General features: G+C 32.1%; 18 protein-coding genes and 1 riboswitch. Of the genes, 17 read left to right on the forward strand and 1 reads right to left on the reverse strand.

Annotated elements, in window-relative coordinates; translation table 11 throughout:
* Positions 1–21: 21 nt before the first annotated feature.
* On the reverse strand, positions 22–633 hold the full coding sequence (locus Q0684_RS00265) for a thioredoxin family protein (RefSeq protein WP_299012038.1): 612 nt from the start codon (positions 631–633) through the stop codon (positions 22–24).
* 275 nt (positions 634–908) lie between these two features.
* Between Q0684_RS00265 and Q0684_RS00270 the strand changes: the two genes are divergently transcribed.
* From Q0684_RS00270 to metH, 17 genes are all read left to right on the forward strand, one after another.
* Positions 909–1,433 carry a hypothetical protein gene (locus Q0684_RS00270; RefSeq protein WP_299012039.1) on the forward strand — a complete coding sequence of 175 codons (525 nt, stop codon included), beginning with the start codon at positions 909–911 and terminating at the stop codon, positions 1,431–1,433.
* 10 nt (positions 1,434–1,443) lie between these two features.
* On the forward strand, positions 1,444–1,959 hold the full coding sequence (locus tag Q0684_RS00275; protein WP_299012040.1) for a nuclear transport factor 2 family protein: 516 nt from the start codon (positions 1,444–1,446) through the stop codon (positions 1,957–1,959).
* Positions 1,960–2,059: 100 nt separating this feature from the next.
* Entirely contained in the window at positions 2,060–2,476 is a 417-nt protein-coding gene (locus tag Q0684_RS00280) for an Rrf2 family transcriptional regulator (protein WP_299012041.1), read from the forward strand.
* 207 nt (positions 2,477–2,683) lie between these two features.
* Positions 2,684–2,947 carry a DUF2061 domain-containing protein gene (locus Q0684_RS00285; protein ID WP_299012042.1) on the forward strand — a complete coding sequence of 88 codons (264 nt, stop codon included), beginning with the start codon at positions 2,684–2,686 and terminating at the stop codon, positions 2,945–2,947.
* Positions 2,947–3,561 carry a phosphoadenosine phosphosulfate reductase family protein gene (locus tag Q0684_RS00290; RefSeq protein ID WP_299012043.1) on the forward strand — a complete coding sequence of 205 codons (615 nt, stop codon included), beginning with the start codon at positions 2,947–2,949 and terminating at the stop codon, positions 3,559–3,561. The genes Q0684_RS00285 and Q0684_RS00290 overlap by 1 nt, the downstream gene beginning before the upstream one ends.
* Positions 3,562–3,613: 52 nt before the next feature.
* The gene (gene cysD / locus Q0684_RS00295) at positions 3,614–4,519 is read left to right on the forward strand and encodes a sulfate adenylyltransferase subunit CysD (protein ID WP_299012044.1); all 906 of its coding nucleotides are present in this window, start codon (positions 3,614–3,616) and stop codon (positions 4,517–4,519) included.
* A 114-nt stretch (positions 4,520–4,633) separates the two neighbouring features.
* The gene (locus Q0684_RS00300) at positions 4,634–5,881 is read left to right on the forward strand and encodes a GTP-binding protein (protein ID WP_299012045.1); all 1,248 of its coding nucleotides are present in this window, start codon (positions 4,634–4,636) and stop codon (positions 5,879–5,881) included.
* An 82-nt stretch (positions 5,882–5,963) separates the two neighbouring features.
* A complete protein-coding gene (locus Q0684_RS00305) occupies positions 5,964–8,066 on the forward strand; it encodes a HEPN domain-containing protein (RefSeq protein ID WP_299012046.1) in 2,103 nt (700 codons plus the stop codon).
* Between the two features lie 5 nt (positions 8,067–8,071).
* Complete coding sequence (cobA, locus tag Q0684_RS00310; RefSeq protein WP_299012047.1) at positions 8,072–8,851, forward strand: uroporphyrinogen-III C-methyltransferase; 780 nt, start codon at positions 8,072–8,074, stop codon at positions 8,849–8,851.
* Positions 8,851–9,426 carry a bifunctional precorrin-2 dehydrogenase/sirohydrochlorin ferrochelatase gene (locus tag Q0684_RS00315; RefSeq protein WP_299012048.1) on the forward strand — a complete coding sequence of 192 codons (576 nt, stop codon included), beginning with the start codon at positions 8,851–8,853 and terminating at the stop codon, positions 9,424–9,426. Before cobA ends, Q0684_RS00315 begins: the two co-directional genes overlap by 1 nt.
* Positions 9,427–9,464: 38 nt before the next feature.
* On the forward strand, positions 9,465–10,520 hold the full coding sequence (locus Q0684_RS00320; protein ID WP_299012049.1) for an NAD(P)/FAD-dependent oxidoreductase: 1,056 nt from the start codon (positions 9,465–9,467) through the stop codon (positions 10,518–10,520).
* 206 nt (positions 10,521–10,726) lie between these two features.
* Entirely contained in the window at positions 10,727–11,056 is a 330-nt protein-coding gene (locus Q0684_RS00325) for a 2Fe-2S iron-sulfur cluster-binding protein (protein WP_299012050.1), read from the forward strand.
* A gap of 7 nt (positions 11,057–11,063) precedes the next feature.
* A complete protein-coding gene (gene epsC, locus Q0684_RS00330) occupies positions 11,064–11,843 on the forward strand; it encodes a serine O-acetyltransferase EpsC (RefSeq protein WP_299012051.1) in 780 nt (259 codons plus the stop codon).
* Positions 11,840–12,727 (forward strand): cysteine synthase CysM, encoded by an 888-nt coding sequence (cysM, locus tag Q0684_RS00335; protein ID WP_299012052.1) that lies wholly within the window; start codon positions 11,840–11,842, stop codon positions 12,725–12,727. The genes epsC and cysM overlap by 4 nt, the downstream gene beginning before the upstream one ends.
* Positions 12,728–12,789: 62 nt before the next feature.
* Positions 12,790–12,974, forward strand: a riboswitch (SAM riboswitch).
* 47 nt (positions 12,975–13,021) lie between these two features.
* On the forward strand, positions 13,022–14,017 hold the full coding sequence (locus Q0684_RS00340) for a homocysteine S-methyltransferase family protein (protein WP_299012053.1): 996 nt from the start codon (positions 13,022–13,024) through the stop codon (positions 14,015–14,017).
* A 63-nt stretch (positions 14,018–14,080) separates the two neighbouring features.
* Positions 14,081–14,434 (forward strand): four helix bundle protein, encoded by a 354-nt coding sequence (locus Q0684_RS00345; RefSeq protein WP_299012054.1) that lies wholly within the window; start codon positions 14,081–14,083, stop codon positions 14,432–14,434.
* A gap of 2 nt (positions 14,435–14,436) precedes the next feature.
* Complete coding sequence (gene metH / locus Q0684_RS00350; protein ID WP_299012055.1) at positions 14,437–17,175, forward strand: methionine synthase; 2,739 nt, start codon at positions 14,437–14,439, stop codon at positions 17,173–17,175.
* The last annotated feature ends 5 nt before the right edge of the window (positions 17,176–17,180 follow it).

Consider the following 17,180-nt stretch of genomic DNA (forward strand, 5'->3'; position numbering starts at 1 on the left):
TTATATTATATTTTTTAAAATTTAAGCCTCTATAAATTCTGCTTTTTCCGTAAGTTCAATAAAATCTGCTTGTACACTTTGCCCTTTGTCTTTATTATACCAAACTTGTAAATCTTGTTTAAAAGCGGCATCTATTGCACCATGCTTTTCTTTATAATCTGCAACCATTTTAGTAGCAACTTTTGGTCTTGGTCCCCAGGTATATAAAACGTTATTGTGCTCATCTAAAGCAACTAGTTTAGGAATAGATCTACCACCGTTAGTTAAAAATAAATCCATTAATTCTAAATTCTCGTCTCTTAAAACTACTTTAAAATCTATTTTATCTGTTAATGCTGCTATTTTGTTTATTACAGGTAAGTTTTGAGCTGCATCTCCACACCAACCTTCAGAAATTGCCAACCATGTTTGTGGTTTTGTAATTTTGGCAAAAGCGGCAGCAGTTTCTTCTGTAATTTTTATGGTTTTGTCTAATCTTTTCATTCTTCTGTCATTTAACATGCTGTAATTTGTTAAATCAGCAGACTGATTTGGGCCTGTAGATTTATCTTCTTTTAGTAAATTGCTTACTAAATTTCTGTATTCTACGTAGGTAATTGCGTTTTCTAAACCTTTTTTTATAATTTCTTTCATATTAGAAGTACTTAAAGTACTGGTATTTGGTTGTTAATTTTTTTATTTAAGATACAAGATAAGACGATTTTTAAATTAATAACTTACAATAAGCATAAAACATTTAATTTTTATTACTTCTTAAAAATGAGAATTATGCTATTTATTATTTTGCTTATTTTTACGTTTTAAACAAAACTGTGAAATACATATATTTTTTAATTAGTATCGTTTTTTTTTCCGCTTGCGGCGATAAAAAGCAACAAACGGAAATAGCCTCGCAAATAAAACCAAAAATGAGTGTAATAACAACTCATAAAAAAACGGTTGGTGTAAAAACAGAATTTGCAAAGGAGGTAGAAGGTTGGAAATCTTTAAAATTAGTAGATTCCTTTTTTGTAAAATATCAAAAAATATCTCCTAATGAAGCTTTAAGCAATGCATTAGAGTTAAAGGATTTGGTGAAAAAGCTAAAGGATACTATAAAACCAATAATTTTTGAGGTGCCTTCTTTTAATACTAGGGTGAATATCTTGTATAATGAAACGTTACGTTTGGCAGATTTAATTGATATTAAAGCTATAAAAGCAACCGAAGTTAACGAGCAAGTAGCTAAAACTATTGATGCTTTTTCTTCTGTAAAGCTTAAGATAAATACGATGTTGCTAAAAAAGAAATATGAAGATGAATTGTATATTACTTCAGAGTATATTGGTTTAGATTCTACTAGAATAGACAGTGTGTCTAAAAATTCTATAGATTTATTACAAAACGAAAAGTTAAAAGGTAAGCTTGAAAATAAAAAGGATGCTGTACAGTAAAGTTATAATTATGAAGATTACACTAATTTTAATCGCTTTATTTACGTTTACAAATTGTGGGAAAATGCTTATAAATAGGCAAACAGATAGTGTTGCAATTAAAAAAGAAGTAGATACTTTTTTAGTAAATTGGCATAAAGCAGCATCTGATGCAAATTTTGATGCTTATTTTAATGCATTAGATAGTAGTTCTTTTTATATAGGTACAGCTGCCGAAGAAATATGGACTAAGAAAGATTTTTCAGCGTTTAGTAAACCGTATTTTGATAAAGGAAAAGCATGGGACTTTAAAACGTTAGAGAGAAATATTCAAGTAAATAATATCGGGAATTTTGTATGGTTTAATGAACTGCTGCATACTTGGATGGGTACTTGCAGAGGTTCTGGAGTGTTAGAAAAAGTAAACAATAATTGGGTAATTAAGCAATATGTACTGTCTGTTACTATTCCTAATAATGATATACAAGCAGTAATTAAAGCCAAACAAAAAAACGATTCCATATTTTTAAAGAACTACAAATACTAAATGTTTTTTATTTTTAGTGATGAAGATAGATGAAAAGCACTCTCAAGAAACATTTTTATCAAAAATTATTAGTTGTTTTTTAATTTCTTAATTTAGCAAAATGCTTTCTAAAAAAACAAAATACGGCATTAAAGCACTTACCTTTTTGGCTAGGCAAGAAGATAATGCTCCTGTGTCAATTGCCACCATATCTAAAAGCGAAAATATATCTCTAAAATTTTTAGAAAGTATTTTATTAACGTTACGTAAAAATGGTTTTTTAAGTTCCAAAAAAGGCAAAGGTGGTGGTTATTACTTGTTAAAAGAACCTAGTGAAATTAAAATGGCCAGCATTTATAGGGTTTTAGAAGGGCCAATTTCTATGGTGCCTTGTGTAAGTTTGAATTTTTATGAAAAGTGTGCAGATTGTCCTGATGAGAATGTATGTGCCGTGCGCAATCTAATGATTCAGATAAGAGACAGTTCTTTACAGATTTTTAAAAATACTACGTTAGCAGACTTATGCAGATATAAGTAAATTGTGTCTTTTATTTGCGCTTCATTATTAGTAAACAATACTTTTTATTTTCTTTAATTTTTTAATAAAGAACCCTTTTTTTTATTAATCTACTAATTCTATAGGGTTTTAGTAATTTTCTAGATTTTTATGCGACTAGAGTAATATATTTAGTGTATGTTTGCATACCCTATTAATTAACTAGGGTAATATTTGAATTAATTTTTTATGATTTTAAACCAAGTCATTTTTAGTAAAAAAGCACAGAGTAAGGGTTTTGATGAGGACAAGAACTCAGAAAAACCTTTACGAAGTGTATTAAAAGCATTAAGCTGGCGAGTTATAGGAACGTTAGATACTTTAGTAGTCTCTTATTTATTAACAGGAGAGTTAGTTTTGGCAACTTCAATAGCGTCTGTAGATTTTTTAACTAAATTGTTGTTGTATTTTTTTCATGAAAGAATTTGGAATAAAATAAAATGGGGAAAATAATGAACCTAAATTTAGAAGCAGTAAATAAAGAGTTACAAGATAAAAGTCCGGCAGAAATTATTGCGTGGGCTATTTCTTTGTCAGAAAACCCTGTAATTACAACCAATTTTAGACCTTATGAAGTTGCTATTTTAAACGCAGTTACAGAAGTTAAAAAAGATATTAAAGTAATTTGGTGTGATACAGGTTATAATACAGTACAAACCTATAAGCATGCAGAAGAAATTATTCAAAAATTAAACTTGAATATTCATTTGTATGTTCCAAAACAAACGGTTTCGCATAGAAATGTAGTGTTGGGAGTTCCATCAATAGAAGATCCAAAACATGCAATTTTTACAGAACAAGTAAAGTTAGAACCATTTTCTAGAGCAATGGCAGAACATCAACCAGATGTTTGGTTTACAAACTTAAGAAAAGGGCAAACTGCATTTAGAAATAGTATAAATATAGTTTCGCAAAGTAAAGATGGTGTTATTAAAGTAAGTCCGTTTTACAATTGGTCAGATACACAATTAGATGCTTATTTAGCAGAGAAAGAATTGCCAAACGAGTTTACATATTTCGATCCAACAAAAGTAGAAAGTAACCGCGAGTGTGGTTTACATTCGTAAGCTATTAGCTGTTTGCTATTAGCCAAAGGCGTAAAGCCAAAAGCAAAAAAAAATGAGTCAAAATACAATACAAGTAGATGCTTTAGAAAGTGAAGCAATTTTTATTTTTAGAGAAGTAGTAGCACAGTTTGAAAAGCCAGTGTTATTATTTTCTGGAGGAAAAGACAGTATAACTTTAGTGCGTTTAGCGCAAAAAGCATTTTATCCGGCCAAAATTCCTTTTCCTTTATTGCATATAGATACTGGACATAACTTTCCAGAAACTATAGAATTTAGAGATAGATTAGCAAAAGAATTGGGCGTTGAATTAATTGTAAGAAATGTACAAGACAATATAGATTCTGGTAGAGTAAAAGAAGAAACAGGTAGGTATGCAAGTAGAAATATGTTGCAAACCGAAACTTTGTTAGATGCCATAGAAGAATTTGGATTTGATGCATGTATAGGAGGCGCAAGAAGAGATGAAGAAAAAGCAAGAGCTAAAGAAAGAATTTTTTCTGTAAGAGACGATTTTGGACAATGGGATGAGAAAAATCAACGTCCAGAAGTATTTGATATGTTAAACGGAAAAATAGATTTAGGGCAAAATGTACGTGTTTTTCCAATTTCTAATTGGACAGAATTAGACGTTTGGTCTTATATAGAGCAAGAAAATATTGAAATACCATCAATCTATTTTGCGCATAAAAGAAAAATATTTGTAAGAGATGGCATGATTTGGTCTGCAGATGACGATGTTGTTTTTAGAGATGAAGAGGAAGAAGTTGTAGAAAGAATGGTGCGTTTTAGAACGGTAGGAGATATGAGTTGTACAGCAGCAGTATTGTCAGACGCTGTAGATATTGTAAAAGTGGTAGAAGAAATTAGAGATTCTTCAATTTCAGAAAGAGGTGCAAGAATAGATGACAAACGTTCTGAAGCAGCAATGGAAAAAAGAAAACAACAAGGATATTTTTAAAAATTTGTAAAACAAATTTTTGCTATTAGCTTCTGGCTATTAGCCATTAGAAAATAAAGAAAGCAACACAAAAATGCTAAAGGGCAAAAGCTAATAGCAAACAGCTAATAAAGAATGAAAGTATTAAAAATAGCAACAGCAGGAAGTGTAGATGATGGTAAAAGTACCTTAATTGGTCGTATATTATACGATACAAAATCACTAACTGATGATAAATTAGAAGCAATAGAAGAAAAAAGCCGTCAGAGAGGTTTTGATTATTTAGACTTTTCTTTGGCAACAGATGGATTAGTAGCAGAACGTGAACAAGGAATTACAATAGATGTTGCACATATCTATTTTTCTACACCATCTAAAAGTTTCATTATTGCAGATACTCCTGGTCATATAGAATATACCAGAAACATGGTTACAGGTGCTTCTACAGCACAAGCATCTATTGTTTTAATTGATGCTAGAAATGGCGTTGTAGAACAAACTTACAGACACTTTTTTATCAATAATTTATTGCGTATTAAAGATGTGGTAATTGCTGTTAATAAAATGGATTTAGTAGATTTTTCTGAAGAAAAATTCAACGCAATTAAAGGAGAAATTGAATATTTAGCAAGCAAAAGCGAATATAAGGGGCAGAATTTAACCTTTATTCCATTATCTGCGTTAAAAGGAGATAATGTTGTTGATAAGTCTGATAATATGGAATGGTATAAAGGGGAAACCTTAATGCACCATTTAGAAAGATTAGAGCCAGAAGATATTAATGATGTTTCTCAAACACGTTTTCCTGTGCAAACAGTTATAAGACCAAAAACAGAAGAGTATCATGATTATAGAGGTTATGCAGGTAAAATTTATGGAGGAGATTTTGCAGTAGGAGATGAGGTAGCAGTGTTGCCATCAGAAACAAAATCTAAAATAAAAAGCATTAATTTTTTCGATAAAGAATATCAAGTAGCAAAAAGAGGTAGCTCTGTAAGCATTACTTTAGAAGACAATGTAAATGTAAGTAGAGGAGATATGTTGGTAAAAGTAGCAGAAAAACCAACTATAGCAAAACAATTAGAAGCAACTATTTGTTGGATGGATAAAGAGCCATTACAAGCATCACAAAAATATTACATTAAACATGGTGTAAATGATGCTCAAGCAAAAATTACACAATTAAAAAGTATTATTAAAACAGATTTTTCTGGTGTAGAAGAAAATCCATCAGCATTAGTTTTAAATCAGATAGGAGATATTCAATTAAAATTAAGTAAACCTTTGGCTTTTGATGCATACAGCAAAAATAAATCTAATGGCTCATTTATTTTAATCGATCCAAAAACAAACAATACTGTAGGCGTAGGTTTTATAAAATAATAAAGTAAAAAGACAGTTAGTTTAAAGTTAAAAAGTGCTGCTTTTACAACTTTAAAAACTTTCAACATTTAAACAAGAGGAAATGAGAAGTTTTGAGACAGAAATAGAAAATCCAGTAGTAGAAAGAGATATTATTGAATTGGCAGATAAAATTGCAGCATTTAATAATTTGCAATTAGATGAAGAAAAATTTAGAAGTTTACGTTTAGCAAGAGGTGTTTATGGTCAGCGTCAAGAAGGCGTACAAATGATTCGTATTAAAATACCTTATGGTAAATTAAAAAGCAACCAATTACGCAGAATTTCTAAGGTTTCAGACGAATATTCTAGAGGTAGATTGCACATTACAACACGTCAAGATATTCAAATTCATTATGTAGATTTAAATAGAACTCCAGAATTATGGGCAGAGTTAGAGCGTGATGATGTTACGTTAAGAGAAGCTTGTGGTAATGTAGTTAGAAACGTAACAGCAAGTGAAACAGCAGGTATAGATGTAGATGAGCCTTTTGATGTTTCTCCTTATGCAGACGCTTTATATAAATTCTTTTTACGTAATCCTATTTGTCAAGAAATGGGGCGTAAGTTTAAAGTTTCTTTTTCTTCTACAGATGAAGATACAGGTTTGTCTTACTTACATGATTTAGGTTTTATTGCTAAAATACAAGATGGTGTAAGAGGTTTTAAAGTTATGGTTGCAGGTGGTTTAGGTTCACAACCAAGACATGCAGATGTTTTGTATGACTTTTTGCCAACAGATCAAATTATTCCTGTAATGGAAGGTGTTTTAAGAGTTTTTGATAGATATGGTGAGCGCAAAAGTAGAGCCAAAGCAAGAATGAAATTCTTATTAAAAGATATTGGTTTAGAGGCTTTTAAAGATTTAATTGCTCAAGAGCAAAAAGCAATTGATTTAAAAACTGTGCCAATTGATGCAGAAAGCTATGTAGCATCAGTGCCTGTTTCAATAACAGCACCAGAAGTTAGTATTAAAAATCAAGCTGCTTTTGATTTGTGGAAATCAACAAACTTAATTCCGCAAAAACAAGAAGGCTATGTTGCAATTGGGGTAAAAGTATTATTAGGAGATTTTTACACAGATAAAGCGCGTTTATTAGCAGATTTGGTAGACAAGTATGCTGCAGGAGAAGTACGTTTAACTTTACGTCAAAATATTGTTATTCCTTTTGTTAAAACAGAATTAGTACCTTTTTTCTATCAAGAATTAGAAAAATTAGGTTTTGTAGAAGCAGGTTATAATAAAGCAGTAGATATTACAGCTTGCCCAGGTACAGACACTTGTAACTTAGGTATAGCAAGTAGTACAGGTATTGCAGAAGAATTAGAGCGCGTTATTGCAAAAGAATATCCTCAGTATTTAAAAAACCAAGATTTAGTTATTAAAATTAGTGGTTGTATGAATGCTTGTGGGCAACACAACATGGCAAACATTGGTTTTCAAGGAATGACTGTAAGAACCAAAGATAAATTAGTAGCACCAGCTTTACAAGTATTATTAGGTGGTGGTAATTTAGGTGATGGTAATGCAGTTTTTGCAGATAAAGTAGTAAAAGTACCAAGTAGAAGAGGACCAGAAGCATTGCGTAGAATTTTTAATGACTACGAAGCAAATGCAAACGGCCAATTATTTGTACATTATTACAAAGAAAAAGGAGAAAAGTATTTCTACAATTTCTTACAAGATTTACAAGATGTTACCAACTTAACCCAAGAAGATTTTATCGATTGGGGAGAAGAAGAAAAATACGTAAAAGCAATTGGAGTAGGTGAATGTGCAGGTGTTGTAATCGATTTAATTGCGACTTTGTTTTTAGAAAGTCAAGAAAAAATTGACAATGCAGAAGAAGCATACAACAGTAAAATTTATTCTGGTGCTATATATTATGCATACCAATCTTTAGTAAATACAGCTAAAGCAATGTTACTAGCAGAAAATAAGAAAACAAATACACATGCAAGCATTATTGCACAGTTTGATGAGTTGTTTATTGCCTCTGGTAAAATTGAGTTAAGCACTTCTTTTAGCGAGTTAATTTATCAAATTAACAAGAACGCGCCAACTAAAGAGTTTTGTTTACAGTATATTAACGATTCTAAAGCGCTATTAATTAAAGTTAAAAATTTTAGAGAATCGTCTAATGTAGCTGCAGAAAGCGTAGTTTAAAAATTATGAATTTAAAAACTCCCAAATTAACAGTTGTAGGTGCAGGACCTGGAGATGTAGATCTTATCACAGTAAAAGCAATAAAAGTATTAAAAACTGCAAATGTAGTTTTGTATGATGCTTTGGTAAATGAAGAATTGTTAGCATATATAAACCCAAAGGCCGAACAAATTTTTGTAGGTAAACGCAGAGGTTGTTATAAATATCAACAAGAGCAAATTAACGAGTTAATTGTTGCCAGAGCAAAAACGGACGGTCATGTTGTTCGTTTAAAAGGTGGCGATCCTTTTATTTTTGGCAGAGGTGCAGAAGAAATGGCATACGCTGCAAATTTTGGAGTAGCAGTTGCAATGGTACCTGGCATATCGTCATCAATGGCAGTAGCTGCCAGTCAAAATATACCTGTAACTAAAAGAGGTAGTGCAGAGAGTTTTTGGGTAATTACAGGTACAACAAAAGAACATAAAATCTCAGAAGACATTCAATTAGCAGCAAAATCAAATGCTACAGTTGTAGTTTTAATGGGAATGAGTAAATTGCCTCAGATTGTAAAACTATTTCAAGCAGAAGGCAAAAATAATTTACCAGTTGCTATCATACAAAATGGTACAAGATTTGATGAGAAAATAGGCGTTGGAACAGTAGATACAATAGAAACTATTGTTGCAGAAAAGGAATTGAAAAATCCCGCAATTATTTTGTTAGGTAAAGTGGTAGAACATCGTCAAAGCTTAAAAGAATTACAAGCACTTTATGCAAGTAGTGTAGAAAATTTGAGTTCATAATGGAAAGAAATAATTTATATCCAATTTTTTTAAAATCTAAAAACCTAAATTTTCTAATTATAGGAGGTGGTTTTGTGGCAGAAGAAAAATTAACATTTCTTTTAAAGTCAAGTCCAGATGCAAAAGTAACTATGGTTTCTCCTATGTTTAGAGAAGGTACTGTAGCTTTAGCAAAAAAAGGATGCGTAACTTTGGTAAAAGATGTTTACCATAAAAGATATTTAGATGGCAGGCATATAGTTGTAGCAACAACAGATATTCCAGAGGTAAATGTACAAGTTTGGGCAGATTGCAGAGCACAAGCAAAATTGGTAAATGTGGCAGATAATCCACCATATTGCGATTTTTATATGGGTGGTATTGTAACCAAAGGAAACGTAAAAGTAGCTATTTCTACCAATGGAAAATCGCCAACAACAGCAAAAAGATTAAGACAATTTTTTGAAGATGTAATTCCAGAAAATGTAGACGACTTAGTTAAAAACTTAAACGAATATAGAAAAACCATCAAAGGAAACTTTGAAGAAAAAGTGGAAAAGTTAAACGAATTCACAAAAAGTTTAGTGGAAAAATAAAATGGCTAAAAGCAAATAGCTAAAGCAAATTAATAAAAATGATTACAACAGACATTCTAATTATCGGAGCAGGACCAACAGGATTATTTACAGTTTTTGAAGCGGGTTTATTAAAATTAAAGTGTCATTTAATAGATGCTTTGCCACAAGCAGGTGGGCAGTGTTCAGAAATTTATCCAAAAAAACCAATTTATGATATTCCTGCATATCCAGAAATTTTAGCCGGAGATTTAACCGATAAATTAATGGAACAAATTAAACAATTTGAACCAGGTTTTACCTTAGGTGAACGTGCAGATACTTTAGAAAAACAAGACGATGGTACATTTATTGTAACCACAAACAAAGGTACAAAGCACCACGCAAAAGTTGTAGCAATAGCAGGTGGTTTAGGCTCTTTTGAACCAAGAAAACCAAAGCTAGATAATATTGCCAAGTTTGAAGATAAGGGTGTAGAATACATTATTAAAGAACCAGAATTCTATAGAAATAAAAATGTGGTAATTGCTGGTGGAGGAGATTCTGCCTTAGATTGGTCAATTTTCCTATCAGACGTTGCGAAATCTGTAACATTAGTGCACAGACGTAACGAGTTTAGAGGCGCATTAGATTCTGTAGAAAAAGTGCAAGAATTAAAAGATGCCAACAAAATAGCATTAATTACACCAGCAGAAATTACAGGTATTTTAGGCGAAGACAAAGTAACAGGTCTTACTATTCAAAAGAAAGGTCAAGAAGCATTTACCATAGATACAGATCATTTTATTCCTCTATTTGGGCTATCACCAAAATTAGGTCCTTTAGGAAACTGGGGCTTAGAAATAGAAAAAAATGCCATAAAAGTAAACAACGCTTTAGACTACCAAACCAATATACCAGGCGTTTACGCTATTGGAGATGTAAACACATACCCAGGTAAATTAAAGCTGATTTTATGTGGTTTTCATGAGGCAACCTTAATGTGTCAAAGTGCATTTCAAAGAATTTTTCCAGACAAAAAATACGTAATGAAATATACCACAGTTGGCGGTGTAGAAGGTTTTGATGGAACTAAAAAAGAAGCACCAAAAGCAGTAGTTAAAGCAATTCAATAGTTTTTTTAGAAGCTATCCTGCCTGCCGGCAGGCAGGTTCCAGCTTTACGCACTCGCTTTTTTTGCCTAAAAAGGCAAAAAAGAGCTCAAACAAAGCTTCAATCTGGGCTAAACTTGTTTGAAATTAATTGATTTCTTTAGCAAATAGCTTATTTACTGTGTAAGGTTTATGTAAATTTGCATACAATATCAATAAAAGAAAAATAGATGCAAGACATCAATATAAAAATAACAGATAGAGATGGCGTAACACATGATATTGTTGCCCCAACAGACATGGCTATGAATTTAATGGAAGTAGTACGTTCTTACGAACTTGCTCCAGAAGGTACAATTGGCGTTTGTGGTGGTATGGCAATGTGTGCCTCTTGCCAATGTTATGTAAAATCAAATCACCAATTACCAGAAATGAGTGATGATGAAGATGCCATGTTAGCAGAAGCATTTGATGTAGAAGATAATAGTAGACTAGGTTGTCAAATACAAATGACACCAGAACTAAATGGTTTAGAAGTAGAGTTGGCACCAGAAAGTTAGAACTTTAATGGAACAAGGAGAACAAGTAAAGGAAGCAGAAAAATCATTGGCTGTAAAAAATTACAAAATGTGTTTAAAAGACACAGTTGGCGTTTTTACAAAGCAATTGATTCATAATTTGTTTGATGCAGAACATTGTACAAATAGTGGTGAAGAAACCAAAGTAAAATTTAAAGAAATATTAGAAAGGTTAGGTGTAGAAAATAGTGAAAATCTTTGGAACAATTTTGAAGCTTGTTTTACTACAATAAGAAAAAAGTTAGATTTAGACGCAGAAGCTGCCTATAAAAATGATCCTGCAGCTAAAAGCTTAGAAGAGGTTTATTTGGCTTACCCTGGTTTTTACGCAACAGCCGTTTATAGATTAAGTCATCAATTATTGCAATTAGAAATTCCTGTTTTACCAAGAGTTATGAGTGAGTTTGCACATGGTGTTACAGGCACAGATATTCATCCAGGAGCAAATATTGGAGAATCTTTTTTTATAGACCACGCCACAGGAATCGTAATAGGAGAAACCACTACTATTAAAGATAATGTGCAAATTTTTCAAGGAGTTACTTTAGGCGGTATTCAGGTTAAAAAGAGTTTAGCATCAACCAAAAGGCACCCAACAATAGAAAGTGGAGTGGTAATTTATGCAAACGCAACCATTTTAGGAGGAGATGTAGTAATTGGAGCAAATTCTATAATTGGAGCCAATGTATGCATTACAGAATCGATACCAGAAAACTCTATAGCTACTGTAGAGTCAAATAATTTTATTACAAAAAGAAAGAAAAAATGAAAACCAAAAGTATCATAGATTTTGTAGGAAATACACCTTTGGTAGAAGCGCAACATATCTTTAAGAAAGATGGTGTTACCTTGTTGTTAAAATTAGAAGGTAATAATCCTGGTGGAAGTGTTAAAGACAGAGCTGCTTATTATATGATTTCTGAAGCAATTAAAAAGAAAAATATAAAAAAAGGAGATACTTTAGTAGAAGCAACAAGTGGTAACACTGGTATTGCTTTGGCTTTAATGGCAAAAGTTTTAGGAGTAAATATGGTAATTACAATGCCAGAAAACTCTACTATAGAAAGGGTAAAAACAATGCGTGCTTATGGTGCAGAGGTAATATTAACACCTGCAGATAAAGGTATGGAAGGCGCTATAGACCATGCATTAGATTTAAAATATAAAAAAGGATATTTTCGTTTAAATCAGTTTGATAATTTAGACAATCCTAAAGCACATTTTAATACAACAGGGCCAGAAATTTGGAGAGATACAGAAGGTACAGTTACTCATTTTGTATCTGCAATGGGTACAACAGGTACTATTACGGGAGTTTCAGATTACTTAAAAGGTAAAAATAAAGACATTCAAATTATTGGTGCACAACCTAAAGATGGCGCAAGAATTCCTGGAATAAGAAAATGGAAAAAAGAGTATTTACCAGCAATATTTAGAGCCAATAAAATTGATCAGATTTTAGAGGTTGGTGAAGAGGAAGCAAAAGCAATGACCATTCGTTTGGCACAAGAAGAAGGCATTTTTTCTGGAATGAGTAGTGGTGGTTCTGTAACTACAGCAATTAAAATTGCAAACTCAATAGAGAAAGGTGTAGTAGTAGCCATTATTTGCGATAGAGGAGATAGATATCTGTCATCAGATATTTTTGATTAAATTATTAAAACAAAAAAAAAGTTCGTTACTTTGTTTCGAATTTAGTTCATAAACTTATTAATACGTTATCACGAAAGGTAGAGGGATTAGACCCGTTGAAACCTTGGCAACCCTTGCTCTAATTGTTTTAGAGTCTTTAAATTATTTTTAAAGAAAAAGAAGGTGCTACATTCTACGAATATATACTGAATTTGTTTCAGTATCTTTTAGAAATTTCTAAATAGATTTTATATTCGAAAGATAACAGCAAAAGTATTTCACTTTTCCTGATGACATATAATAGAAAAATAAAATATGTCAAATATTTACAAAGCTTTACAAGAAAGAATTTTGGTTTTAGATGGTGCAATGGGTACTATGCTACAAGCCTATAAATTCACAGAAGAAGATTTTAGAGGAGAACGCTTTAAAGACTATCCATCACCTTTACAAGGCAATAACGATTTACTAACGCTTACACAGCCAGAAGCTATAAAAACCATTCATGGTAAGTATTTTGAAGCTGGTGCAGATATTATAGAAACCAATACATTTTCTGGAACTACCATTGCAATGGCAGATTATCAAATGGAAGATTTGGTGTATGAACTAAATTATCAATCTGCAAAAATAGCCAAAGAAGTAGCCAACGAATTTACAGCAAAAGAACCACACAAACCACGTTTTGTAGCTGGCGCTATTGGTCCAACAAACAGAACTGCAAGCATGTCTCCAGATGTAAATGATCCTGGTTACAGAGCAGTAACTTTTGATGAATTAAGAATTGCATACAAACAACAAATAGAAGCCTTGTTAGATGGTGGTGCAGATATACTATTGGTAGAAACAGTTTTTGATACGCTAAATGCAAAAGCGGCTTTATTTGCCATAGAAGAAGTAAAAGATGAAAGAAAAATTGAAGTTCCAGTGATGCTTTCTGGTACCATAACAGATGCTTCTGGTAGAACATTATCTGGGCAAACAGCAGAAGCTTTTTTAATTTCGGTTTCTCATATTCCTTTACTTTCTGTTGGGTTTAATTGTGCTTTAGGTGCCAATTTATTGCAACCGCATTTAGAGGCTATTGCTAATAAAACAGAGTTTGCAGTTTCTGCACATCCAAATGCAGGTTTACCAAATGCTTTTGGCGAGTATGATGAAACGCCAGAAGAAATGGGAGAGCAAATTGAAGAATATCTAAAGAAAAATTTAATCAATATTATTGGTGGTTGTTGTGGTACAAGTCCAGAACATATTAAGGTAATTGCAAATATTGCAAAGAATTATAAACCTAGAGTGGTTGCTGGTTAATGGTTTTTAGTTTATGGTCGGGCGAAAACCACCAACCAAAAACCATCAACAAAAAATAAAAAAATGAATTATACTGAATTAGATGTTTGGAAATATTCAAGGGCATTGGTTAAGATAGTTTATCTGTTAACCCAGTCTTTTCCAAAAGAGGAAATTTATGGATTAACAAATCAAATAAGAAGATGTGCAGTTTCTGTTCCATCTAATATTGCAGAAGGAATTGGTAGACAATCAAATAAAGAGACAATACATTTTTTATATATAGCTAAGGGTTCTTTGCAAGAAGTAGAAACACAGTTGTATTTATCTTTTGACTTAGAATATATTTCAGAACAAGAACTAAAAACTACTTTAGAAAAAGTAATTTCAACTAAAAAGTTATTAAATGGTTTTATTAACTATTACAAGAAACTATAAGCATGAGTGAAACCAACAACCAACAACCAACAACAAATAACCAAAGGCGTTATATGAAGTTATCTGGTTTAGAGCCTTTGGTTTTAAACGAAAATACTAATTTTATAAACGTTGGTGAACGTACAAATGTAGCCGGTTCTAAAAAGTTTTTGCGCTTAATTAAAGAAGAAAAATTTGATGAAGCCCTAGATATTGCAAGACATCAAGTAGATGGTGGTGCACAAATTGTAGACGTTAATATGGACGATGGTCTAATTGACGGAAAAGAAGCCATGGTTCGTTTTTTGAATTTAATTGCTGCAGAACCAGATATTTGTAGGGTTCCTTTAATGATAGACAGCTCTAAATGGGAAATTATTGAAGCAGGTTTACAAGTTGTACAAGGTAAATGTGTAGTAAACTCTATTTCTTTAAAAGAAGGCGAAGAAAAATTTATTTGGGAAGCAACACAAATAAAACGTTATGGAGCTGCTGTAATTGTTATGGCTTTTGATGAAGTTGGGCAAGCAGATAACTACGAACGCAGAATAGAAATTGCAAAACGTTCTTATGACGTATTGGTAAATAAAGTAGGTTTTCCATCTGAAGATATTATTTTCGATTTAAATATTTTTCCTGTAGCAACAGGAATGGATGAGCATAGAAGAAATGCAATCGATTTTATTGAAGCTACAAAATGGGTAAGAGAAAATTTACCCAATGTTTCTGTAAGTGGTGGTGTAAGTAATGTGTCTTTTTCTTTTAGAGGAAATAATGGAGTAAGAGAGGCAATGCACTCTGTTTTCTTGTATTACGCCATTCAAAATGGAATGAATATGGGAATTGTAAATCCTGCGTTATTGGAGGTTTATGATGATATTCCTAAAGATTTATTAGAACATGTAGAAGATGTAATTTTAGATAGAAGAGAAGATGCTACTGAGCGTTTATTAGATTTTGCAGAAACTGTAAAAGGTTCTAAAAAAGAAAAAACAGTAGATTTATCTTGGAGAGAAAAACCTTTACAAGACAGAATTACCCACGCTTTGGTAAAAGGAATTGATGCTTTTATTATTGAAGATGTAGAAGAAGCAAGGCAACAAGCTGCAAAACCAATTGAAGTTATTGAAGGTAATTTAATGATTGGTATGAATGTAGTTGGAGATTTATTTGGTGCAGGAAAAATGTTTTTGCCACAGGTAGTAAAATCTGCACGTGTAATGAAAAAGGCTGTTGGTTATTTAAATCCGTTTATTGAAGCAGAAAAAGGTGAAGAACAACAAGCTCTTGGTAAAATTTTAATGGCAACTGTAAAAGGAGATGTGCATGATATTGGTAAAAATATTGTGTCTGTGGTTTTAGGTTGTAACAATTACGAAATTGTAGATTTAGGAGTAATGGTGCCTCCAGAAAAAATTATTGAGGCTGCCAAAAGAGAAAATGTAGATGCTATTGGTTTAAGTGGTTTAATTACACCTTCTTTAGATGAAATGGTGTATTTGGCTAAGGAAATGGAACGTCAGAATTTTGAGTTGCCTTTGCTTATTGGTGGTGCAACAACTTCTAAAGCACATACCGCTGTAAAAATAGATACACAATATAAAAACGCGGTTGTTCATGTAAATGATGCCTCTAGAGCAGTAACAGTTGTAGGCGATTTATTAAACAAGAATACCAAAAATGAATATGTTGCCAAACTGAAAAAAGATTATGATGAATTTAGAACCAAGTTTTTAAAACGTGGTAAAGAAAAATCATACATTTCTATAACTGAAGCACGTAAACGCAAATATAAAATAGATTGGAAAACTTCGGAAATTGTAAAACCTAAGGAATTAGGAATACAAACTTTAGAACAATTGAGTTTAAAAGAATTGGTGCCTTTTATAGATTGGAGTCCATTTTTTAGAAGTTGGGATTTGCATGGGAAATTCCCAGATATTTTAACAGACGAGGTTGTGGGCGAACAAGCTTCTATAATGTATAAAGAAGCACAAGAAATGATTGATGAAATTATTGCAAAACAGCTGTTAAAACCAAAAGCAATTTTTGGTCTGTTTGAAGCCAATACAATTCATGAAGATGATATTGAAGTTTCTAAAAAGCCAAATAGGAATGTCGTTTCGAGCACAGCCGAGAAATCTGGTAATAAATTTATTTTTAGAACCTTAAGACAACAATTAAAGAAAAGAGAAGGCATACCAAACATAGCTTTAGCAGATTTTATTGCGCCAAAAGAAACTGGAAAAACAGATTATATGGGTGCTTTTTGCGTAGGTATTTTTGGTGCACAAGAATTGGCAGATGGTTATAGAGCAAAAGAAGACGATTATAACGGAATTATGGCACAAGCCATTGCAGACCGTTTTGCAGAAGCTTTTGCAGAGTATTTACACAAGCAAATTAGAACAAAACATTGGGGCTATGCTGCAGATGAAACGTTAACAAATAACGATTTAATTAAAGAAAACTATAAAGGAATTCGTCCTGCACCTGGTTATCCTGCTTGCCCAGATCATTTAGAAAAAGAAACCATTTGGGAATTGCTAGATGTAGAAAAACAAATTGGTGTTAGTTTAACAGAAAGTTTGGCAATGTGGCCAGCAGCAGCAGTTTCTGGGTATTATTTTGCAAATAAAGAAGCTAAGTATTTTGGTTTGGGTAAAATTACAGACGATCAAGTTACAGATTATTCAACCAGAAAAGGCATTGCAAAAGACAAGGCCAGAAAGTGGTTGCATCCTAATTTGGCAGAAGAATAAAATCT

Origin of the sequence: uncultured Polaribacter sp., from assembly GCF_947503875.1 — a bacterium.
In the GTDB taxonomy this organism is placed as follows: domain Bacteria; phylum Bacteroidota; class Bacteroidia; order Flavobacteriales; family Flavobacteriaceae; genus Polaribacter.